A 23307-nucleotide genomic window follows, 5' to 3' on the forward strand; every position below is an offset into this window, starting at 1 on the left:
TCCTGCGATCATTCCTCTTGTCCCCTGTTCGCCTGCAATGTCGTTTTGCAATTCAGATCAATCCACGCCCGTCGATACGGACGACCGGTACGAAGCCGCGGTGGCCGCGCGGCATTTCAAGATGGAGCCCTTGCCCGTCGCGGCGGTGAACCAGCGGTCCGCCGCCAAGCAGGGTCACCTTTTCGACCACCCCCGGTTCGCGGCCGGCAGCGAGCGTCGCGATCGTGACGTCGCCCTCCGGCTTGCCGAGCACCAGCGCGTAAAGCGCGCCCTTGTTGGTGGTGAAGCGAATATCGCGCGCAGTGAAGGGTTTCGCTTTGTCCTCGCTCTGCATGCCCAGCACCGGACGGTTCGGGCCTTCGCCGTAATGGCGCCAGGGACGGGAGCCGAAGATCGCCTCTCCCCCCGTTTCCATCCACTCCGACATCTGGTCGAGTATCCGGTCTTCCTCGCTGTCGATGGAGCCGTCACCCGGCTGCGGAATCGACAGCAGCAGGTTGCCGTTTTTCGAGACTACATCCGCCAGCCGCTGGATCACTTCCTCGGCGGTCTTGTAGCTTTTGTCGTTGAGGCGGGCGACGTTGTAGAACCAGTCGCCGATGCAGGTGTCGGTCTGCCAGGGTTCGTCCCAGATATGGTCGGTATAGCCGCGTTCGACGTCCTGGACCACACCGAAGCGGGCCTCGGGCGAGAGCTGCTTGGCGGTCAGGACGACGTCGATCTTGCCGTGCCACTGGATCGAGCGGTTGTAGTAGTCCGCTGCCGCTTCCAGCCCGACGGGGCCGAACGGCAGTCCGTAATCGTCGAAATAGACCAGGTCGGGCCGGTACTTGTCGATGAGGTCGGTCTGGCGCAGCAGCCAGCGGGTGACGTAGGCCGGGTCGTCCTTGGGCCCGGTCTCGATCCATTGGCCGTCGTTCGCCTCGTGCCAGGCGTTCATCGCGGCGATGCTGTCGATCCCGTCGGGCATGACGGCGTGACCGCCGGTATAGAGTTCCTGCGGGTCGAGCCCGTCCCACCACTGGCCCTTGCCATCGGCCTTGCGCAGGCTGAAGGCATCGTAGCGGCGGCCCTTATCCGGTCCGGTCGGGTCGTAGCCATAGGCGGTCTGGTACCAGTGCCAGGCGTGGGCGGCGTGGTTGGAGACGCCGAAGCGCAGCCCGGCCCGGCGCGCGGCCTTCTCCCAGATGCCCACCACGTCCTTGCGCGGGCCGACGCGCAGGCTGTTCCAGGCGTGGTAGCGGCTGTCGTAGCAATCCAGGTTGTCATGGTGGCAGGCGAGGGCGACGAAATACTTGGCGCCGGCCTTCTTGTAGCGCTCCACCAGCGCTTCCGGCTGCCAGCGTTCTGCCGTCCAGCGGTTCTGGATGTCCTTCATCCCCTCGACCGAGGGATGGCCGTAAGTCTTGAGGTGATGTTCGTACATCGGGTGGCCCTGCATGTACATGAAGCGCCCGTACCAGTCGCCCTGCTGCGGAACCGACTGCGGCCCCCAGTGCGCCCAGAGGCCCAGCTTCGCGTCCCGGAACCAGTCCGGATAGCGGTAGTTCGCCACCAGCGAGGGCCAGTTGGCCTGCACCGGCCCGGGCGTCGTGCCCATGGCGCTGGCGGCACGCGCGGTGCGGGCGAGGCCCAGCGCCGCGGCGCCGGCCAGGAAGGAGCGTCGCTTGAGGTCCATCATTTGGGGGCTCCCGAAGTTCCGGTAATGGCGGCGGCAATGGCGGCAAGGGCCAGCGGGCGCATGACGGCATAGCCTTCCGGCGTGGGGTGAACGCCGTCGCTGGCAAGGCCCGGCTTCATGGCGCCGTCCGGCTGGGCCATGGCCCGGTGGTAGTCGACATAGCCGAAGTGGTTGATGCGGGCATAGGCGGAGAGCCGCCTGTTCATCTCGTCCACCTGAGGCGCAGGCAGCTTGCCCGGGCTCCAGGGGAAGGCGGCGGCGGGGGGAACGGAGGCGATGATCACCTTGATCCCGTGCGCGCGGGCCAGTTCCGCCATGCTCTGGATATTGCCCATGACCGTGTCGATCGTCGCCGCGCCGGTATTGCCTGCGATGTCGTTGGTGCCGGCCATGATGTGCACGGTCTCGGGCTTCAGGTCGACGACGTCCTGGCGGAAGCGCACCAGCATCTGCGCGGTGGTCTGGCCGCTGATCCCGCGATCGACGATGCCGCCGGTGAAGAATTGCGGATCGGCGTTGATCCAGTTGTCAGTGATGGAATCGCCCATGAAGACGACCCGGACCTTCTGCCCCGCCAGCGCCCGGTTCGCCTCTGCATAGCGGCAGAGCTGTCCGAAATCGCGGGTCAGCATGTGGAGGTTCCAGAGTTGCCAGCCGGCGGCATCCGCAGGTGCGGGATGGACCGGGCAGGGATCGGCGACGATGCCGACCGGATCCTCGGCGTGGGGATCTCCCGGCACGCGCGTTTCCGCGGCGGCAGGGTGGGCAAGGCAGAAGCCCAGTGCCAGCGCGGCGATCGGGAGCAGGCGGCTCGTTTTCATTTCTTGCCTTTCAGGGCCTGTTCGATGGCGCGCTGGGCGACCGGCGCCATCACTGCATAGCCGTTGTCGAGCGGATGGACGCCGTCTTCGGTGAAGCGCGCCGCCATCAGGCCGTCACGGTCGGCCATCGGGGTGTGGTAGTCTGCGAAGCCGTATCCCCGCCTGGCGCAGAAGGCGCGAAGCCAGGCATTGAGCGCCAGAATTTCCTTCGGATCGCGCTCCTTGACGACGTCTTTCGCTGCCGGGGTATAGTTGTTCACCGGGAGCAGGGCGCCGAACACGACCTTGATCCCGTGGCGATCCGCCAGGTCGGCCAGGGCCTCCCAATTCGTCTCGATCTGTTCGGGCGTCTCGTGCTGGAGGAAGCCCTGGATGTCGTTGATCCCCGCCAGAATGACGACCGCAGAAGGCTTCAGCGCGACCACGTCCTGATGGAAGCGCAGGACCATCTGCGCGGTCACCTGGCTGCCGATGCCGCGATTGACGTAAGGCTTGCCGGGGAAGCTGGCCGTCAGGTTCCAGCGATCGGTGATGGAATCGCCCAGGAAAACCACGCGCCTTTCGCCGGGGCGCGGTGCGGGAAGGGCTGCGTTGGCGGGGGCATAGAGATAGCGCTCGCCGAAGTCCTGCATCAGGCTGGGCACGAGCTTCGCGCGGAACGGCCCGAGCCACTGGCCCCAGTCCTTTTCCTCCACGGTCCTGCGCTCGGGAGAGCTTTGGTATTGCTGCGCCGCCGCCTGGACAGAAGCGAGGCCCGCAACCAGCGCCAGGGCGGCCATGCCTGCCCTCACGACGCGGTCACTCCGTGCGTGGCGGCGAAACTGGCGAAAAGCGAAGGCCAGGCGGCTGCCTGCATGGTTGCGGGCAGGCGAACGCCGAAGCCATGGCCGCCGTTCTCGAAGATGTGCAGGGCGCTCGCCCGTTTGGCTTCCTGCAGGGCCTGGAACAGGGCGATGCTGTTGGCGGGCGGCACCAGGCCGTCGTCGGCCGCATGGACCAGGAACGTCGGGCAGGTCGCGCCGTCGACGCGCTCTTCCACCGAACGGGCTTTCTGCATGGCGGGGGTGGAACCCGGTCCGAGCAGGTTGTCCCGCGAACCGACATGCGTGAAGGGCGCGAGCAGGCTGACGACGGGATAGACCAGACCGGCCACTTGCGGCGCGGCGCTCTGGCTGTCGGCCTGATCGACCGGCTGGTAGACGCGCTCGGAATGGCGGGTGGCGAGCGATCCGGCCAGGTGGCCGCCCGCGGAAAAGCCGAGCACGCCCACTTTGCCGGCATCGATGCCGAACCGGCTCGCGCCGGCGCGGATCAGGCGCATGGCGCGCTGGGCATCCTGCAAGGGAACGTCCTCGCGTTTGCTCCAGCCTTCGCCGGGGAGCCTGTAGAGCAGGATGAAGGCCGTCACGCCCCTGGCATTGAGCCAGGCCGCCTGGCTCGTGCCTTCGTTGTCGTAGGACAGAAAGCCATAGCCGCCGCCCGGCACGATCAGCATGGCGCTGCCGTTGGGCCGGGCCGGACGCTTCACCACCAGAACGGGCCGGTCGATCCCCGTCACCCAGCGATCGGGCTTTGCGGAGTCCCTGGACTGGTCCGCCACCTTGCGGTGGATCGGCGTGGCAGGCGCACCGGGCGCTGCGCCGGGCCACAGCGGCACGACTTCGTCCTGGGCGCTGGTCTGCGCACGCGCCAGGCGCGGCAGGATGGTCAGCGCGGCCGCGGCGGCCAGCGTGGTGCGGCGGGTGAACTGGGTCACGGGGTCTGCTCCTGAAGCTCCGGGGATGTCCATTGGCGGATCGGGGACATGGCATTGCCGATCGCGGCCGCTGCCTGGCGCACGCTGGCGCTGCATTCCTCGATCGTGGTCTTGCTGGCAGGCCCGGCGACGAACGGCACGGTGAGCGCGGCGCGCGCGATCCCGCCGAACAGGATGGGGGCCGAAAGGTCGGTGATCCCGGTCAGCATCGGGCTGGGCTCGCTGGCGCCGCCGGCAGCGGCCACCTTTTCGAGCCTGGCGATCAGCTCGCCTTCATCGAAGGCCGGGTTTGCGCTGCGGATGTCGCCCAGCATGGCGGCGCGCGACTCGGCCGACTGGAAGGCGAGCAGGATGCGGCCGGAGTTCGAGAGGTGCAGCGGACGGCGATAGCCGACCCTGACGGCGAACCCCGAAAGTCCCGGCGCTTCGATCGCGATGATGACGATCATCTCGGCACCCGATGCGACGGCGAGGTGGCAGCTCTGGCCCACGCCGCGGGCCAGCTCCTGCATGACCGGAAGCGCGGTGGAGGCCAGGTCGCGGATCGGCGGTTGGCTCATGCCCAGCGCGAACAGCCGGTTGGTCAGCCGGTAGCCGTCCTCGGCCCGCGCGATGTAGCCGTGCTCTTCCAGCACCTGCAACATTCGAAATATTTCACTGACCGACCGGCCGAGCGCCGCCGATATGTCCGACATGATCAGTGGCTCGCTCGAACCTGCCAGAAGTTCGAGGATTTCCAGCCCCTTTTTCAGCGCGGGCGCCTGGTAGCGCGTCTTGCCGTCCATCGATCCTCTCCGATCCCTTGCCCGCCCCTTATTCGCCGAGGGAGCGCGGAATTTCCATGTGCCATCGACCACAATCCACATATGAAATCAATTTTTATATTTCACAATGTGTCAATTGCGAGTAATGAGTCGCTCGTCGTCACCGCGCTCGTGCGGACAAGGCGAAGCAGGATCGGGAACGGGCAAGGTCGGTAACGGGCCAAGGCCGCCCGGCGATGCGACTTTTGAGGATGTGCTCCGCCGAGGAGCCAGGGAGAGGGAAGTCCATGAGGACGATTGATCAGGCATCGCGCCGTGCGCGTCTGCTTACGGGTATTTCGGTTGCAACCGTCGCTCTGGGCGTGATGTCGCCTGCCAGCGCTCAGGACGCTTCGGGCGTGGAAGCCGCCGCGCCGCAGGATGCGGAAGGCCAGGCCGGAGACATCGTCGTGACCGGCGTGCGCGCAAGCCTCAGCAACGCGCAGTCGATCAAGCGCAACTCGGACGTGATCGTCGATTCCATCGTGGCGGAAGACATCGGCAAGCTGCCTGATCGCAACGTGGCCGAAGCGCTCCAGCGCATCACCGGCATCCAGATCCAGCGCAGCTTCGGCGAAGGCAGCTCGGTTTCCATCCGCGGCCTCAGCCAGGTCCGCACCGAAGTGAACGGCCGCGACGTGTTCACGGCCAACGGCGGCCGCAACCTCAGCCTCGAAGACGTGCCTTCCGAGCTTCTGGCCGGCGTGGACGTCTACAAGAACCCCTCGGCCGACCAGATCGAAGGCGGCATCGGCGGCCTGATCAACTTGCGCACGCGCAAGCCCTTCGACTTCGACGGGTTCAAGGCCTCGGCCAGCGCCAGCATCAACTATTACGATCTCTACGGAAAATCGACGCCGCAGGCCAACCTGCTGCTCTCCGACCGCTGGAATACCGGCATCGGCGAAATCGGCGTCATGGTGGACTTCGCCTACCAGAAGACCGCGTTCCGCCAGGACCAGATCTCCAGCCAGCCGTTCTACGAACTGGACCAGTCACTGGATGCGAACGGCAATCCGAACAACGCCACCGACTATGCCGTGGCATCTGGTCTCGGCCGCCTGGGCAAGGACACCTACCTGCCGCACGGCGTGGGCATCGGCCAGTACCTGGGCGACCGCCGCCGCCTGGGCGTGGACGCGGCGATCCAGTGGAAGCCGACCGACACCCTGCTCGTCACGGGCGAATATGTGCGCTCGGACTACAAGTTCCAGTACGGCGACTACAGCTTCTTCGCCTATACCGGCAACAATCCGATCACGCCGGACTATACCCAGCCGTTCACCTTTGATGACGACGGCAATTTCCGCAGCGGCACTTTCGCCAGCGTTCCCATCGATTCCAACACCAGCCTCGAGCGCCGCAAGTCGGTCACCAACGACTTCTCGCTCAACCTGAAGTGGACGCCGACCAACAACCTGTCGGTCAACGGCGACTTCCAGTACATTCGCGGCACCACGGACGGCCAGCGCTCGATCGTCATCCTGCACTCCAATGCGGAGCGGCTCTATCAGGTGGTCGGCAGCGGCGTGCCGACGATGGACATCCTGCCCGACAACGATCCCAGCAATGGCAACGGCTCCGTCACCGACGTGGCGAACTACGCCCCGCTGGGCGGCGGGTACCTGGACCACATCGATCACTCGGTGGGCAAGGAATACGCCGGGCGCCTCGATGCGGAATACCGCTTCGACAACAGCATCCTGCGCTCGTTTTCGGCAGGCCTGCGCTATACCGACCGTTCCGCCGTCACCGATTCCAGCACTTACGCCTATTACGGCACGAGCGCGCTGGCCGATAACCTCTATGAGGTCCACCCGTTCCGCGGCGATCTCTATCGCGGCTATCAGGGCGTGCCGGACGGCGGCGTGTTCTTCAGCCGCGGGATCGTGCTCGACTACGACGCCACCCGCCAGGCGCTGGCGCCTTATGTCAGCGATTCCCAGCGCCAGTCGCTGCTCGATGGCGTGAGCTACGTCCCCAGCGACCGCAACACCCAGGGCGAGAAGACCTATACCGCCTATGGCCTGGCCAAGTTCGACTTCGCCGACGCCGGCTTCCCGCTGGACGGCAATATCGGCGTCCGCGTGATCAAGACCAAGGTCTCGACCGACGGCTTCATCGTCCAGACCCCCCAGGTCATCATCGACGGCCAGCCGGGCAACGGCCCGATCTCCTACGTGGCGCTGGGGGTGAATTCCAACTACACCAAGGCGCTGCCGAGCCTGAACCTGCGCTATCACTTCAATGACAAGTTGCAGCTCCGCCTGGCCGCGTCGAAGGGCCTGACGCGCCCTGACTTCTCGCAGCTGAACCCCAACATCAATATCGTCGAGTTCAATTCCGGCAGCGGCCTGCGCACCGCCTCCAGCGGCAATCCTTTCCTGAAGCCGCTGGAAGCCAAGCAGTTCGACGCCTCGCTCGAATGGTACTTCTCGCAGACCGGCTCGCTCTACGGCGCGGCGTTCTACAAGAAGGTGGACGGCTTCATCGCCAACATCACCAGCACCGAGACGTATGACTTCGGCAATGGTCCCTTCACCGTCGACGTCACGCGCCCGCTCAATGGCGACAACGGCAAGATCAAGGGCTTCGAGATCGGTGGCAACACCTTCTTCGACTTCCTGCCCGGCATATGGTCCGGCTTCGGTGTCCAGGCGAACTTCACTTACGTGGACAGCAAGGCGCCGAGCCCCGACGCGGCCGACAACGAAGGCAACAAGCTGTCAGTGCCGCTCGAACTGCTCTCGAAGTACAGCTACAACCTGATCGGCTTCTACGATCGGGGGCCGCTCTCGGCCCGCGTGGCCTACAACTGGCGCAGCAAGTACGTGGTGACCACGCGTGGCAACGGCAGCGGCAATCTGCCGATCTTCAACGACGCGCGCGGTCAGCTTGACGCCTCGATCACCTACACCGTGACGCCGAACTTCGCGTTGACGGTGGACGGCGTGAACCTGACCAATACGGAGAACCGCACTTACTACGGTATCGCCAGCAGGCCGCAGTCGAACGTTCTGAACGATCGCCGCGTCAGCCTGACGGCACGCCTGACCTACTGATCCGGCTTGCTGCGGCCGCCTCGCTTGCTATCCCGCAGGTGAGGCGGCCGCTCATGACGCCGGACGCCGGCGATGCCACGGAAAAGGGGAAGGCGATGCGACAGGTCCTGCTGATAGATCTTGCGGACGAAGCCGAAGCCATCGCGCGCTACGAGGCCTGGCATGCGGCGGGCGCGGTGCCGGAGGCGGTCGTGCAGAGCATTCGCACCGCGCGGATCCGCGACATGGAGATCTACCGCACCGGGAACCGGCTGGTCATGGTCATGGAGACCGAGCCCGGCTTCGATCCGGCCGAGAAGGCGGCCGCCGATGCTGCGGACCCGGCCGTGCAGGCCTGGGAGCAATTGATGGACCAGTTCCAGCGTCCGCTTGCCTGGGCCGCCGCCGACAGCAAATGGACAGCGGCCAGCCGCATCTTTTCCCTTCAAGAACAGCCCTGAGGACGACCCGCACGATGCGATCTTCTGCAATCCTGCTGGCCAGCGCCATGCTCTCTGTCGTGGCTGCCCCGGCACTGGCCCAGGGCGAGGTCCCGCATATCGAGACGCGCCAGGGGCGCCATGCCCTGATCGTCGACGGGGCGCCGTTCCTGATGCTGGCGGGGCAGGTCAACAACAGCTCCAATTATCCCAAGCCGCTGCAGACCGCCTGGCCGGTGCTGGACCGGATCGGCGCGAACACGGTGGAAGTTCCCGTCGCCTGGCAGCAACTGGAGCCGCGCGAGGGGCAGTTCGATTTCAGCTTCGTCCAGGCCCTGCTCGACCAGGCGCGCAGCCATGACAAGCGCGTGGTCCTGCTGTGGTTCGGTGCCTGGAAGAACACGGGCCTCGCCTATACGCCCGACTGGGTAAAGGTGGACAATCGGCGCTTCCCGCGGATGAAGAAGCCGGATGGCAGCGACCACGATGTCCTGACGCCGCACAGCGCGGAAACGCTGCGCGCGGACAAGCGGGCCTTCCTGGCGCTCATGACTTATGTGCGGGACCACGATCCGCAGAACACCATCGTCATGGTCCAGCCCGAGAACGAGGTCGGAAGCTACCGCAATCCCCGCGATTACGGGGCAGCGGCGCAGAAGCTGTTTGCAGGCGCCGTGCCGCAGGCACTGACGCGGCGGCTCAGCGGCCGCTCGGGCACCTGGAGCCAGGTCTTCGGCGACAAGGCGGACCGGGCCTTCAACACCTGGTTCACGGCGCGCTATATCGAGGAACTGGCGGCGGCGGGCAAGGCGATCAAGCCGCTGCCGATGTACGTCAACGCCGCACTGGCCGATCCGTTCAAGGAGCCGGACCCGCAAAGCGTCGCCAGCGGCGGGCCGCAGGGCGATGTTCTCGACATCTGGAAAGCGGCGGCGCCTTCGCTCGATTTCGCGGCGCCGGACATCTATGACCGCAAGAGCCGCAATGTCCTGAAGCACCTCGATCTCTACACCCGGCCGGACAACGCGCTGATGGTGCCGGAAATCGGCAATGCGCGCGAATATGCCCGGTACTTCTGGCCGGCGCTGGGGCGCGGTGCGATCGGGTTCTCGCCGTTCGGCATGGACGGCAGCGACTATTTCAACTTCCCGCTCGGCGCCAAGAGCTTCGACGAGGCCACGCTGGACGCCTATGCCGCGAAGTACCGCGTGCTGTCGGAGGCGATGCGGCCCTGGGCGAAGATCGCCTTCGAGCATCCGACCTGGGGTGCCGCCAAGCCCGATGACGGCGCGGCGCAGGAGACGACCATGGGCAACTGGCAGATCACGGCCAGCTTCGGCCAGTGGCAGTTCGGCCAGCGCGAATGGTTCCCCGATGCCGACCTTCCGGCCTGGGCCTCGGAGCCGGTTGGCGGCATCGCCGTCGCGCAGCTTTCGGCCGATACGTTCCTGCTGACGGGCGATCACGCCCGAGTGTCGTTTGCACCGGCAACGGGCAGCCCGCCGAACGGCATGGTCCTCAGGATCGAGGAAGGGCACTTCGCCAAGGACGAATGGGTCACGGACCGGGTGTGGAACGGGGACCAGACCGATTACGGCATCAATCTCACTGCGCGGCCCGTGTGGCTGAAGGTCACGATGGGGCGCTACAGGTAAGAAGGCGCCTGCGCTAAACCCTGGGTAAGAGCGGGGACTTCGCGTCCCCGCGGAAGCGCGTTCTCAGCGTTGCTGGCCCAGCCCGGTGGCGGCCCAGTAGATCCCGCCCATCAGGTGCGCGAGGTATTGCGGCTCGCGGTAGGCCTCCCCGTTATGGCCCAGCGTGGTGACGAAGACGCGGCCCTTTTCGTAACGGTGATACCAGGCGACAGGGTGGTCCCCCATCGGTTTCGCGACTTGTCCCGGCCAGATGCGGGTGGGGTCGTAGCTCGTTTCGTCGACACGCAGCACCGGCTCGATCCTGATCCCGTGCGGATTGGTCAGCACATAGTATTCATCGCTCCATATCCAGCGCGAAGGCAGGCCGAAGGTTGCCGGGAATCCGGGATCGGCGGCGGTGACAACGCCCGTCTGCAGCATCGGATGATTGACGAAGCTGCGGCCGACCAGTTTCTCATACCAGGGCCAGTTCCCCGGCGGCATGATGAGCGCGCGGTGGACGATGATGGCGTTGCCGCCGCCGCGCATGTAGCTTTCGAAGTTCAGGCGCTGGGCCGGGTTCAGTTCCTCGCCCGGGGTGTTGAGGAACATGACCGCGGCATAGCGCTGCAGGTCGCCTTCGAAGACTTTGGGATCGTTGGTGTACGTCAGGTCGAAATCGTGAAGCCGGGCAAGATGCTCCAGGCTATCACGCGCGATCGGGATATACTCGTAATGGTACTTGTTCGGGATCGCGAGGACGAGCAGCCGGTACTGCGCTTCTGCCCATGCGCTCGCCGGGCAGGCGAGCGCGAGCAGGAGCAGCAGCGCCCGGATCAGGCGCGTCACCGGCCGGTCCGCGCGGCATAGAGGGCGTGGTGCGTCAGGATGTAGAGCGTCTTGCCGTCCTCGCCGCCGAACACCAGTTGCAGCGGCCGCTCGGGCACGTCGATCCGTCCAACCTCCTGCCCCTCTGGCGAGTAGACGAAGACTTGCCCATTGGCCACGTAGACCCGGCCCTGCGCATCGCTGGCAACGCCTTCTCCGCCGCGCTCGGCAAAGGGCTTGAGGCCGGTGACGGCGCCTTCCGCGCCGACCACGCCGCTATACGTGCGGTTTTCCGAGGCGTTGGTCAGGAACACGCGCGCGCCGGGCTTGCCCTGGATGAAGCCGTAGCTGTCCAGCGAGTCCGAGAAGCGCAGGCCGCGGTGATCGGCCGGCCCCTGGGCGAACACGCGCGAGGCGGGAAGGACCACGCTGCCATCGGGCGAGGCATATTCCTCGGCCTTGGGCAGCGCCATGTTGCGCGTGAACATCTCGGCAAGCGTGGTGAAAGCGTAAGTCTTCGGGTTGATCTGATCCTTGAACTCGCCGTTGATCCACCAGTTGACCGGCAGCACCGTTGCAGCATTGCCCGACTTGCCCGCCGGTCGGGGCGCGATCACTGTCAGCTCGGTGTCGGGCGAACCCGGCTTGAGGCTGTAGACGGTGCCGTTGCGCCCGAACGAGGACAGCACAAGCAGGTTGCCCGAACGGTCAACCGTCAGGTTCACCGGATCGAGCGCGGCATCGCGCACGATTTCCAGCTTGCCGCTGTCCGACCAGCTCCAGATCCGCTGGAACTGGCGGTCGATGAAGTAGAGCTTGCCTTGCGCGTCCACGGCGCCTCCGCCGACGGAGTGGAATCCGTCTGCCAGTTTCTCGATGCGGGCGCCTTCGAACGTGACGGGTGCGACGGGCTGGGGGGCGGCCTTGACGTCCAGCACCGCGAATTCTCGTTCGCGCACGTCCAGCCCATGCGTCACGTCGCGCAAGGCATTCTCGAAGGGGAACTTGGTGAGGCGAAGGAACGTGGCGCAGCCGTTCTCGTCGCAAGTCCCGACGCCGCTCTCGGCATTGACGTGGACGTTGCGGAAACGGATGTCCTGCGAATTGTAGAGCGTGATGGCGGCCGGCGCCGCCTTGCGCGTGCGGGTGACGCGGTAGGCATGGAGATTGGCGACCAGGATATTGCTGGAGTTGCGGATTTCCAGCGCCACTGCATCGCCGCTTTCGCCGGCCTCGCCTTCGGTCTGCGGAGCCAGCAGTTCCCAGTTCGAGACGCGGTTGAGGCCGATCTCGGTGCGGACGTGGTGCTCCACCGAGGCCTGGATCAGGCGGCCGGGCGTGGTCGTGTCGGAAATCAGGATGCCGGGGTGCGCGAAAGTGCTGGGGCTCCAGATATTGGCGAAAGTACCGCCTCCGCCCTGGGTCACCCAGAGGCTGGCGTACTGGCCGTCCCAGCGGCGCGCGGCATCGGGATCGGCCGTCGCGTTGTTGTTGTAGGGATCCATTCGCGTGCCGTCGAAGCGGTTGGTGCCGTGGCCGCCCTGGAACTTCACGTCGTTCACCATCGAGCGTGCCCCCGCCTTCCACAGCAGGGCGGCGGCGCGCGGGTTGTTGCCATTGGCATTGAGGCCGATGCCGGCGACGATGGCGTCTCCGCCCGAGGCGCTCTCCACCAGCGCCTTCGGCGCGCCGACGCCCGCGTAGCCGGGAGATCCGTCCGGCAGGACGATCTGCGTCAGGCTGGGATGAAGGCCCAGCAGCACGGTATCGGGCCGCAGCCGCAGGGTGTCGCTAACCTTGTAGAAGCCGGAAGGCAGGTAGACCACGCGGTGCGTGTCGATGGCCTTCTGAAGCGCGGCGGTGTCGTCGCTCTGATTGTCTCCCTTCGCACCGAGACTGCGGGCGTTCACCCAGTCGGAGACCGGCGGCAGGGCGCGGATGGCGGGGGCGGACGGCGCGGGCAGGGCGGAGAGCGGCTCGGCATCGACTTGGGTGCGATAGGCGCCCATCTGCCCGAACGCCGGCAGCGTCAGCCCGTGAGTGAATGAGGAAACCTTGTAGGTCTCTCCCTTGCCCGCGACCGTCTTTCCGCTTTCGCGGAAGCGCGCGAAGACCGGGGTATGCGTGGCCACCGCGTTCTGGAAGCCGATCTGGGTATAGACGTTGTTCTCGTTGGAAATGAGCACGCCGGCCTTGGAGACATTCTCGAAGCGGACATCCTGGCCCCAGAGCCAGTCGCCGTAGCCGCGGTCGATCTCGATGCCCACCGGCGTGTCGCGGATGGAGACGTTGAGCAGGGTCAGCCCTGCTTCGTGCTCGCGGATCGCCGCATCGCGCTGGCCTTCGAAGGTGGCGTCCACCAGGGCGAAGGGCCAGGCGGGGGAGGGCTTCTCCGCCAGGATGCCGTAGCGGCCGCCGCGGAAGTGCAGGTCTTCGGCCTCGTTGGCGACGTGATAGAGCCCCGCGAGGCCGGAGCCGATGTCGAAATCGACATGGCTGACGAAGCTGTGCTGGGCGGAGTGGAAGCGGATGGCGGTGGCGGCCGGATTGCCGTCCATGATGCGGAAGTCGATATTGCCGAGCGCGGAGTAGAACGTGCCGGGGTTGGCGTCCGGGATGTCCTTGTTGAAGGGCACGCTGCCGGGCGGCGCGAAGGCGACGGGGCGAGCATCCTTGGGGTCCCGCTCGCGGCGTCCTCCAGCAAACATCACCATGTGGCCGACGCCCTTCTGGAAGCCGGGCGTGCGCGGACCGAGCACGATCGTCGGCCGCTTTTCGCCGATGCCGAAGATGCGCACGCCGGGCCAGAGGAAGATGGTGCGGCTGATGCGGTAGGTGCCGGCGGGCAAGAACACGATGCCGCCGCCGCCCTTCTCGGCGGCGGCGTCGATGGCCTGCTGGATTGCGGCCGTATCATCGGCGCGGCCATCGGCCTTGCCGGATACGGTGAAGGCACCGGGTTCATCGGGAGCAGCGGTGTAGACCGAGGGCGAGGCGTAGGCGGGCTGGATCGCTACAAGGGAGGACAGCAGGGCCGTCGAGGCGCCGATCGGTCCACGTTTCATGTCAATTCTCTCCGGGTTTCAAGGCACGTGTATCCTGTCGTCGTCCCGGGGGCGACCCGGGACGACGAAAGCTTCAGAAATTGAAGCGGATGCCGGCGCGGTAGATCCGCCCCAGGGTGTCGTAGAGGGCCGGGTTCACGTCGAGCCCGGTGTTGGTCTGCGGCGAGGCGACGGGGTCCTTGTCGAACAGGTTGTCGATCTTGCCGTAGAGTTGCAGGTTGTCGCCGAACTTGATCGTCGCGCCGACGTCCACGTAGAAGGCGCCCTTCATGGTGTTGTAGTCGATGGTCGGATGGTTGCCGGTCGAAACCGGGCAGGACGACTGGCACACGACGTACTGGTTGCCGAACGTGCCGTCGCTGATCCAGCGTTCCTGCAGGGTCAGGCTGAAGCGGTCGCTGTCGTAGGTCTGCACCGCCAGCCACTTCCAGTCGGGCGTGGCACCTGCGTTGTTGCCCGCCTGGTCGACCGGATCGACCCCGGCGATGCCGGCGCTGACGATGAACTTCTGGATATGCGTGGCCAGCGCGCGGACGGTGAAGCTGCCGGGCAGGCCCAGCGGCTGCTGCCACTGGTAGCTGGCCTCGATATCGAAACCGCTGGTCTTCCAGGAGGCGAGGTTGAACGGCTGGACGTTGACGAAGTTGGTGCCCTGCGGCCCATCCAGCTGGAAGCCGCCGCAGAAGGCCTGATTACCCTCGAAGCAGAAGCGCACGATCTGGTCGGCCGACAGGGTGGAGACCACGCCGTCGAGCTTGATGCGGTAGTAGTCGAACGAGAGGCTGAGGCCCGGCAGCCACGAGGGGCGCGACAGCACGATGCCCAGTTCGGTGTTGCGCGCCACTTCCGGCTTCAGGTTGGGATTGCCGATGGTGTTCTGGAAGATCTGTACCGCCTGGTTGCGGAACGGGTCGTTGAAGTTCGGTACCGTGGTGACCGTCGGCGCGGCGAAAAGTTCGGAGAGGTTCGGCGCGCGCACGTCGCGCGAGGTGACCGCGCGCAGGCGGATGCCGTCGAGCGGGGTGTCCCAGGTGCCGCCGACTTTCCAGGTCCAGACGGTGCCGGAAGTGCTGTAATGCGTGGCACGCGCTGCGCCGTTGAGGTTGGCGCGGCCGATCGATTCGCTGTTGAGCAGGGGCAGGTCGACTTCGACGTAGCCTTCGTAGACGTCGTACTTGCCGCTGCCGTTCTTGTAGTTGCCTGCCGCCCAGTTGCTGCCGAGCGTGGAGTTGAGCAGCGGATCGGCCGGATAGTCGGCGCTGTTGGGGCTGATGTCGGAGACGCCCGCGCCATAGGGGTCGGCATTCACGCGGTAGAACTCGCGTCGGTATTCGCCGCCGAAGGCCACCGAGACCGGGCCTGCCCAGGAATCGAAGGGATTGCCGGAAAAGTTCGCGCTGAGGACGTCCTGGGTCAGCTTGGTGTGCTGGAACGGCCCGTTCTCGTGCGGGGCGACATAGGCGAGCGCGGCGTCGGAAGGCGCGAAGTTGCCGAAGATGTTGATCGGCTGGCACCCGTTGGCGCGCGCCACCGGATCGGCGCAGACGATGGCGCCGTTCAGCGTGGTCGCATTGGTCGCCGCCACGTAGCGGTTCTGCAGCACGATGTCGCGAACCCTGATGTCCGAGATGGTGATGCCGTGCTCATAGTAGGCGTCATAGTTCCACGAGGTTCCCACCGCGTCGAACGCGCCCTTGAGACCGCCGACGAAGCGGTACTGCTTGCGGTTGGTATCGACGCGCGGATCGGGGAACGAGCCGTTGCTGGTGCCAAATCCGAAGCTCGTGATACCCGCGGCGGTGCAGCGATCGCGCACCAGCTGCGGCAGGAACGGATTGGCGCATTGCACCGTCAGCGAAGGACGGTTGTAGCCGGGGCTGGGCTGATTGTGGGTCTTCACCTGGGCGATGTTGACGGTGACGTAGGCCTCGTTGTTCTCGGCGAAGTCATAGCCGATGCGGCCATAGCCGTTGATGCGCTCCAGCGCGGACTTGAGCGAGGCGCCCGAGCCCGGTGCCCCGGAAAGATCGCCGCCTTCGCAGAAGCTGTTGCCGCGATAGCAGTTGCTGACCTGGCCATTGCCGAGCGGCTGGCCGTTCGATCCGTAGTTGAAGTTGTAGGGCGTGCCGTTGGCATCGAAGGCGATGCCCTGGAGAGGGCCGTTGTTGATGAGGCCGTAGCGGGCATATTGGTAGGGCTGCGCAAAGTCGCGATAGTTGAACTGCGGCAGGCCGTTGTTGGTCTGGCCGGTGTTCATCAGCGTGGTCGCGCGATACCAGTCGCGGCTGCCCGCAAGGTCGGTGCCGAAGTCTCCGGCGCCGACGCCGCCTTCGTGGTCGTACTCGCCGCTGACCACCACATGGAGGCGGTCGTCGAGGAACGACTTGCCCCATGCCGCCTGGACGAGCGCGGTCTCATCGTCGCCGTACTTGGTGATGCTGCCAAGGATGTTGCCCTTGAAGCCTTCGAACCGGGTGTCGGTGATGAAGTTGACGACGCCGCCGACCGCGTCGGAGCCATAGGAAGCGGAGGCGCCGCCTGTCACCACGTCCACGCGCTTGACGAGAAGCTGAGGGAACATGCTGATATCGGGCACGCCGGTCACGTTCGCGCCGACGACGCGCTGCCCGTCAAGCAGGGTCAGCGTGCGGATCGGCTGCAGGCCGCGCAGCGAGAACGAGCTGAGGCCCTGCTGGCCGCTCGACGTGCTGAAGGTGCCCGTAGACGCGCCGGTTGAACCCTGGAGCGAGGGCAACTGCGCGATCGTGGTAAAGATGTTCGGCTGGGCGTTGGCGGTGATCTGTTCTTCGCCGATGACGGTCGTGGGCGTCGGCGCGTTGAACCCGCTGGTGGTGATGCGCGAGCCGGTGACGACGATCTCCGCGGCCTGACGGTCCGGCGTTGCGGCGCCTGTGGGCGTGGTCTGAGCAGGAGCCTGTGCGGCCGTTTCCGGCGCGTCCTGCGTCTGTTCCTGGGCCTGCGCCGTGCCGGCGAGGGCTACGGCGACGAGCGCAACGAGGCTGGCCCCGGCGCGCTGTCGATGGATTGCTGTCCTCATTTTCATCGTCCTTCCCCTTTTACTTCCGGGCCGTCTCTCCCAAGACGACCCTCCCTTTTTCTGATGACGCATTTTGCAGACCATGTTCGGGCCGATCGGCTTTCATGCCTGTTCCGTTCATGCCTGTTCCGTTCATGGCCGCCTCGTTCATGGCCGTGCGGCGTAAAGTGCGTGGTGTGTCAGGATGAACAGCGTGCCGCCGTCCGCTCCGCCGAACAGGATCTGGAGCGGCCGGTCCGGCACGTCGATGCGCGCCTGTTCCTTGCCATCCGGCGTATAGATGTAGACTTGCCCGTTCGCGACGAAGACGCGGCCCTGCCGGTCTACCGCCACGCTCTCGCCGCCGCGACCGGCGAAGGGCTTGAGGCCCTGCAGAGCGCCGCCGCTGCCGATCGTGGCGCTGTAAGTCATGTTCTGCGAACCGTTGGTGACGAAGACGCGCTCGCCCGGCTTACCGCCGATCAGGCCGTTGGCATCGAGGCTGTGCGACCAACGCCAGCCGACGTGGTCTTCCGGCCCCTGCTGCCACACGCGGAAGGCCGGCAGCGCCAGGCTGCCGTCGGGCGAGACATATTCCATGGCCTTGGCGGACCCGGCATCCTGCGCGAACATCTCGGCCAGGGTGGTGAACTGGTAGGTCTTCGGATCGATCTGGTCGCGGAATTCGCCATTGATCCACCAGTTGACGGGGAGCAACGTGCGGGCCGCGGATTTTCCGCGTACCGGCGTAGGCGCGATCACGGTCATCGCGTCTTTCGGGCCATCGGGATCGAAGGCGTAGACGCCCCCCTTCGGGCCGAGCGAGGACAGGACCAGCAACTGGCCCGAGGCATCGACAGCCAGGTTTACGGGGTCGAGCGCGTTGTCGCGCACCACTTCGAGGCCTTTGTTCGCAGTCCAGCGATGGATGCGCTGGAAGCGGCGGTCGATGAAATAGAGCGAACCCCTGGCATCCGCGGCCGCGCCCGAGATCGACCAGAACCCTTCCGCCAGCTTTTCCACGGGGATCGCGGAAGGCTGCGCGGGCGTACCGGCAGCCTTGCCCGGCGCGCCGATGTCGAGGCTGGCGAATTCGCGCTCGCGCACCAGGCTTCCGCTGGACACATCTTCGATCGCATTGTCGAAGGGATACTTGCTGGCGCGCAGGAAGGTGCCGCAGCCTTCGTCGTCGCAGGTCGCGTAGCCGCTTTCGGCATTGACGTGGACGTTGCGGAAACGGATCTCGCCCGAGTTGAACAGCTTGGCGGCGCTGCGGGCCGGGTGGTAGCTGCGCGTCACGCGGTAGGCGTGGTAGTTGGCGAAGAGGAGATTGCGCGAGTTGCGGATTTCCAGCGAGACGGCGTTCGGCCCGTCGCCCACTTCCTGCTCGGTCTGGGGCGCCAGGAACTCCCAGTTCTCCACTTTGTCGAGCACGATCTCGTTGCGGGCGTGATGCTCGACCGACATCTCGTAGACGTGGCCGGGGGTGCTGGTGTTCGTCACCATGAAGCCCGCCTGCGCGAACGTATTCGGGCTCCACACGTCAGCGAAAGTGCCGCCGCCGCCGTCCGTCACCCAGATGCTGGGGTACTGAGCATCCCAGCGTCCATCGGCAACCGGATCGCCGCTGCGTGCGACGAGCGAGCCAAGGGGCTTGCCATCGGCCGTGGGCGTGCCGCCGCCGCCCATGATCTTCACGTCCTCGACAAGGCTGTTCTCGCCTGAGCGCCAGAGCAGGGCGCTCGCGCGCGGGTTGATACGGCCGGTGAACAGGCCGATCCCGGAGAGCACGTTGTCTCCGCCGCGCGGGCTTTCGAGGATCGGGAGGACTGCGCCGAGCCCGGCATGGGCCGGATTGCCGTCCGGAATGTAGAGCTGGGTCAGCGCCGGATGAAGCCCGATGAGCACGCTGTCCGGCCGCAGGGTCAGGCGGTTGGTGACCTTGTAGAACCCGGCCGGAAGGTAGAGCACACGATTGGTGTCGATGGCGCGCTGGAGGGCGGCAGTATCGTCGGTGCGGCCATCGCCCATGACGCCCAGGCTGTGCACGTCGACCCATTCCGACATCGGGGGCAAGTCGCGGATCGCAGGCTTGCGCGCGGCGGGCAGGGCGGGGAGGGCCTCCATATCCGCCTTCGTCGCGTAATCGCCGTCGCTTCCGAGCGAGGGCACGGCGAGGCCATAGGAAAAGTCGGAGACCTTGTAGGCCTTGCCCTTGCCGGCGACCGACCGGCCGCTGTCCCGGAAACGGGCGAAGACCGGCGTGCCGCTGGCAAGGGCATTCTCGAAGCCGATCTGGGTGAAGACGTTGTTCTCGTTTGAGATGACCACGCCCGCGCGGCTGACATTCTCGAACCGGACGTCCTTGCCCCAGAGCGAATCGCCGTAGCCGCGGTCGACCTCGATTCCCACCGGCGTGTTGCGGATCAGAACATTGACCATGGTGAGGCCAACTTCGTGTTCGCGGATGGCGGCATCGCGCTGGCCGTCGAAGCTGGAATCGATCAGCGTGAATTGCCAGGCAGGAGAGGTCTTCTCGGTAACGATGCCGTAGCGGCCGCCGTGGAAGCGCACGTTCTCGATCACGTTGCCGGCTTGGTAGACGCCCGCGAAGGCCGACCCGAGGCGGAAGTCCATGTGGCTGAGGAAGGCGTGCTGCGCCATGCGGAAGCGCACCCCGGCGGCGGCCTGGTTGCCTTCGCCGATCTCGATATCAAGATTGCTCATGGCCGAATAGAACGTGCCGGAATTGGCGTCGCGCACGGTCTTGTCGCGCGGAACCACGGTGGGCACGGGGACGGGCACCTGGCCGACCGCGTATTGATCGTCTCCGGCGAAGACGATCATGGTCGATACGCCTTTCTGGAAGCCGGGGGTGCGCGGGGCCAGGAAGATGGTGGGGCGCTCCTGCCCGACGCCGTAGACCCGCACTCCTGCCGGAACCACCAGCGTGCGGGTGATCCGGTAGCGGCCGGAAGGCAGGAAAACGATGCCGTGTCCGCTGGCGTCGCGCGCCTTGTCGAAGGCCTGCTGGATGGCGGCCGTGTCATCGGTGCGGCCGTCTCCGGCGGCTTTCACGGTCACCGCGCGCGGTTCGGCCGGGGCGACAGGAAATACGGAAGGCCCGCTCTCAGGAACGGCAGCGGCCGCGCCGCCCGCGGGAACGAGCGCGCTGGCCGCCAGCAAGGCTGCCGTTATTCCGCCGCGTCCGATCATTTCCCGCCTCCCTGTCGGTTTATCTTCGCCTGTTGCTAATGCGGAAGGGCGGACTTGGCACTTGCGACAAAGGTCGTAGTTCCCAGGTCGGTCGCCGCGCTTCTATAGGTCGCCCATCATCGCGGTGCGCTTTGCGGCATCGCCCGGGCTGCAAGGACCCCGTTTTGCCAAAATCCTCAGGAAGCGCCTTTCCTCGCGGCGCGATCATCGTCATGGGCGTCAGCGGTTGTGGCAAGTCCACGCTCGGCGCATTGCTGGCCGAGGCGCTCGATTGCGCCTTTCTGGAAGGCGATGCCTATCACTCGCCCGAAGCGGTGGCGAAGATGCGCGCCGGACATGCCCTGACCGACGAAGACCGCTGGCCCTGGCTCGATCGCCTGGGCCGGGCGGCGGACGAGGCGGTTTGCGAGAATGGCCGGGTGATCGTCGCATGCTCGGCCTTGCGTCTGGTCTACCGCGACCGCTTGCGTGCGGCCATCGAGGCGGGCGCCCGCTTCGTGCTGCTGGAAGCGAGCCGCGACGATCTCTTCACGCGGCTGGAGAACCGGCCGGGGCATTACATGCCTGCCAGCCTGCTGGACAGCCAGCTCGCCACGCTCGAAGCGCCGCTGGACCGCGAGCAGGCCGTGGTGCTTCCCAGCGAACAGCCGCCGGAAATCCTGCGCGATTCCGTGCTTCGCATGCTTCGCGGCGGCTGAACCTCCCGGCCTTCGGCGCAAGCCTCCACGCCGCCTGGCGGCACACGGCCCCACGCCGACTGGCAAGGCCTGCGGGGCCTTTCTCAGGTTCAGGGCATCAGGCGGCGGCGCCCCTCCCAGAGGTGCCAGCGCATCGCCAGGGCGGCCCCTTCGGCGTCCTGCGCGCGAATGGCCTCGACGATGACTTCGTGTTCGCGCAGCATGGTGGCGATCACTTCGGGCGGGCGCGAACGGGAGATGTCCACGCCGGCGCGCATGATCTTCTCGACATCGGACCAGAGCGCATCGAAAGCAACCAGAAACGCCGGGTTCCCGGTGGCGGCGGCGATGCGGCGGTGCAGTTCCATGTCTTCGGCATGGGCGGGCGCGTTGGACAGCAGGGCGCTGCGCAGCAATTCCATGCCGTCCTCGACGTGGACCATTTCCACCGATGTACGCCGGGTCGCGGCCAGGCGGGCGGCCTCCGCTTCCAGAACGAACCGTACTTCGTAGCTGCCCAGGGTGGCGGGAAGCTCTGCCATCGGCATGAAGGCGGCGAGGCGCTCGGAAGGGCGGCTCTTGACGAAAGAGCCTGCCCCGCGCCGCGCCTCGGTGATGCCGTCCGAGGCCAGCCGCACCAGCGCCTCGCGCACGATGGCGCGCGATACGCCGAACATCTCTGCCAGGCCCGCCTCGGACGGCAGGCGTGAGCCGACCCCGAGGTTCCTGGACTTGATGATCTCGACGATGCCCGCATAGGCCTGATCGGAAAGCCGCGTCTGGTTCATCGAGTTTCCTGTTTGTCCATCATCGTTTGCAGTCAGCGGCCCGCGAGTGCGGGCCGGTTATCGGGATGGTCCTTTGTTAGATGATGCTGCTGGCCGCAAGCACCAGCAGCAGTCCGACCACGGCGACCACGGTTTCCATGATCGACCATGTGCGGAACGTTCCGGGCATGTCCGTGCCGAGGTAGCTCTTCACCAGCCAGAAGCCCGGATCGTTGACGTGCGAGAAGAACAGCGAGCCCGCGCCGATGGCCAGTACCATCCATTCGGGCTCTACGCCCGAGCTGGCGACCAGTCCTTCCATGACGCCGGCCGTGGTGATCGTCGCCACGGTGGCCGAGCCGGTGGCCAGGCGGATGCAGACCGAGACGCCCCAGGCCAGCAGCAAGGGCGAGATCGCCCCGCCGCCCGCCAGACGCACCAGCATGTCCGAAAGACCGGCGGTGACGAGGACCTGCTTGAGCGCACCGCCGGCGCCGATGGCCAGGAGGATGCCGCCCGCGGGCGCCATGGCCTCCAGCCAGATCGCGTCCTGAATGCGGCGCTCGCCGAGGCGGCCTCCGAACAGCAGGGGCAGGGCAACGAGATTGGCGATGAGCAGGGCGATGACGGGATCGCTCACCCAGCCGAGCCAGGCCAGCTTCGCGGCGACCGCTGGCGGAGCGATGGCGACGGCCTGTCCCGCGGCGATCAGCACCACCGGCAGCAGGACCGCGGTGAGGGTGCGGCCGACCGAGGGCGTCGCCACGTCGATCGTCTCGGGCGCGAGCAGCGGCGGGCTGAGTTTGACGCCGGGCGCGGTAAAGCGGGCGAGCACCGGGCCGGCGATGATCGCAGTGGGAATGCCCACCAGCAGGCCGTAAGCCAGGGTGAGGCCGAGGTTGGCGCCAAGGGCATTCACGGCGAGCAGCGGTCCGGGGTGCGGCGGCACGAGGGCGTGGACGACCGAGAGACCCGCCAGTGCCGGCAGCATCAGCCGCAGCTTGGAAGCGTCATCGTCCTGGCCCTTGGGCAGTGCCGCCGCGGCAGAGGCGACGATCGGCAGCAGCAGCACCAGTCCTGTCTCGAAGAACAGCGGCAGCCCGATCAGCAGTGCGGTGAAGAGGCTGACCCAGGGCGCGCCCTTGACGCCCGACACGCCGAGCGCGGCTCGCGCCAGCCCGGCCGCGCCGTTCGACAGTTGCAGCATGGCGCCAAGCCCGAGACCCAGGGCGACCACCAGGCCGGTGCCACCCAGGATCGAGCCGGCGCCCTTCTCAACGGCCTTTGCCGTTTCATCCAGCGGTATGCCGGCCAGCACGCCGACGGTGAAGGCGCCGCACAGCAGTCCCACGAAAGGATGCAGTCGCCCGCGGACGATGAGCGCAATCGACAGCGCGATGCCGACGATGGCGGACAGGACGAGCCTGATGTCTTCCGGCGTCATGATGCCTGCGATTCCGATGCGGTCGATGCTGCTGCGGGGAACCGGACATTCTTCCATGGGCCACACGCCCGCGCTCGACGAAATGACAGGGTCATCC

The 23307-nt window shown here is 66.4% G+C and carries 15 protein-coding genes; 4 read left to right on the plus strand and 11 right to left on the minus strand.

Features of this window, described 5'->3' with window-relative positions:
• Nucleotides 1-52: 52 nt before the first annotated feature.
• From AC1VV3_RS17135 to AC1VV3_RS17155, 5 genes are read right to left on the minus strand one after another with little or no spacing between them, the layout of a single operon-like run.
• Entirely contained in the window at nt 53-1681 is a 1629-nt protein-coding gene (locus AC1VV3_RS17135) for an alpha-L-fucosidase (RefSeq protein WP_314466157.1), read from the minus strand.
• Nucleotides 1678-2502: an SGNH/GDSL hydrolase family protein gene (locus tag AC1VV3_RS17140; protein ID WP_482963023.1), complete on the minus strand. Its 825-nt coding sequence runs from the start codon at nt 2500-2502 to the stop codon at nt 1678-1680. The genes AC1VV3_RS17135 and AC1VV3_RS17140 overlap by 4 nt, the downstream gene beginning before the upstream one ends.
• Nucleotides 2499-3293, minus strand: a complete 795-nt coding sequence (locus AC1VV3_RS17145) for a GDSL-type esterase/lipase family protein (RefSeq protein WP_482963024.1) — start codon at nt 3291-3293, stop codon at nt 2499-2501. Before AC1VV3_RS17145 ends, AC1VV3_RS17140 begins: the two co-directional genes overlap by 4 nt.
• Entirely contained in the window at nt 3290-4258 is a 969-nt protein-coding gene (locus AC1VV3_RS17150) for an alpha/beta hydrolase (RefSeq protein ID WP_482963025.1), read from the minus strand. Before AC1VV3_RS17150 ends, AC1VV3_RS17145 begins: the two co-directional genes overlap by 4 nt.
• Complete coding sequence (locus tag AC1VV3_RS17155) at nt 4255-5043, minus strand: IclR family transcriptional regulator (protein ID WP_314466164.1); 789 nt, start codon at nt 5041-5043, stop codon at nt 4255-4257. Before AC1VV3_RS17155 ends, AC1VV3_RS17150 begins: the two co-directional genes overlap by 4 nt.
• A gap of 266 nt (nt 5044-5309) precedes the next feature.
• Here AC1VV3_RS17155 and AC1VV3_RS17160 point away from each other — a divergent pair, with 266 nt between their 5' ends.
• Genes AC1VV3_RS17160 through AC1VV3_RS17170 form a run of 3 tightly spaced genes read left to right on the plus strand, consistent with a single transcriptional unit; the run spans nt 5310 to nt 10197 of the window.
• Complete coding sequence (locus tag AC1VV3_RS17160; protein WP_482963026.1) at nt 5310-8123, plus strand: TonB-dependent receptor; 2814 nt, start codon at nt 5310-5312, stop codon at nt 8121-8123.
• Between the two features lie 53 nt (nt 8124-8176).
• On the plus strand, nt 8177-8563 hold the full coding sequence (locus tag AC1VV3_RS17165; RefSeq protein WP_482963027.1) for an L-rhamnose mutarotase: 387 nt from the start codon (nt 8177-8179) through the stop codon (nt 8561-8563).
• A gap of 14 nt (nt 8564-8577) precedes the next feature.
• Nucleotides 8578-10197 (plus strand): DUF5597 domain-containing protein, encoded by a 1620-nt coding sequence (locus tag AC1VV3_RS17170; RefSeq protein ID WP_482963028.1) that lies wholly within the window; start codon nt 8578-8580, stop codon nt 10195-10197.
• 63 nt (nt 10198-10260) lie between these two features.
• Here AC1VV3_RS17170 and AC1VV3_RS17175 read toward each other — a convergent pair whose 3' ends face one another.
• From AC1VV3_RS17175 to AC1VV3_RS17190, 4 genes are all read right to left on the minus strand, one after another.
• Nucleotides 10261-11025 (minus strand): ThuA domain-containing protein, encoded by a 765-nt coding sequence (locus AC1VV3_RS17175; RefSeq protein ID WP_482963030.1) that lies wholly within the window; start codon nt 11023-11025, stop codon nt 10261-10263.
• Entirely contained in the window at nt 11022-14069 is a 3048-nt protein-coding gene (locus AC1VV3_RS17180) for a glycosyl hydrolase family 28-related protein (protein WP_482963031.1), read from the minus strand. The genes AC1VV3_RS17175 and AC1VV3_RS17180 overlap by 4 nt, the downstream gene beginning before the upstream one ends.
• Before the next feature lie 73 nt (nt 14070-14142).
• The gene (locus tag AC1VV3_RS17185) at nt 14143-17133 is read right to left on the minus strand and encodes a TonB-dependent receptor plug domain-containing protein (RefSeq protein WP_482963032.1); all 2991 of its coding nucleotides are present in this window, start codon (nt 17131-17133) and stop codon (nt 14143-14145) included.
• 141 nt (nt 17134-17274) lie between these two features.
• Nucleotides 17275-20322: a glycosyl hydrolase family 28-related protein gene (locus AC1VV3_RS17190; RefSeq protein ID WP_482963033.1), complete on the minus strand. Its 3048-nt coding sequence runs from the start codon at nt 20320-20322 to the stop codon at nt 17275-17277.
• Nucleotides 20323-20534: 212 nt separating this feature from the next.
• Here AC1VV3_RS17190 and AC1VV3_RS17195 point away from each other — a divergent pair, with 212 nt between their 5' ends.
• Nucleotides 20535-21020, plus strand: a complete 486-nt coding sequence (locus AC1VV3_RS17195) for a gluconokinase (protein ID WP_314466179.1) — start codon at nt 20535-20537, stop codon at nt 21018-21020.
• An 89-nt stretch (nt 21021-21109) separates the two neighbouring features.
• Here AC1VV3_RS17195 and AC1VV3_RS17200 read toward each other — a convergent pair whose 3' ends face one another.
• Both AC1VV3_RS17200 and AC1VV3_RS17205 read right to left on the minus strand, forming a co-directional pair.
• A complete protein-coding gene (locus AC1VV3_RS17200) occupies nt 21110-21787 on the minus strand; it encodes a FadR/GntR family transcriptional regulator (RefSeq protein WP_132265500.1) in 678 nt (225 codons plus the stop codon).
• A gap of 76 nt (nt 21788-21863) precedes the next feature.
• Nucleotides 21864-23210, minus strand: coding sequence for a GntP family permease (locus AC1VV3_RS17205; protein ID WP_482963034.1), 1347 nt, complete (start codon nt 23208-23210; stop codon nt 21864-21866).
• Nucleotides 23211-23307 lie beyond the last annotated feature (97 nt).

It is taken from the genome of Novosphingobium sp. BL-S-34, assembly GCF_056857015.1.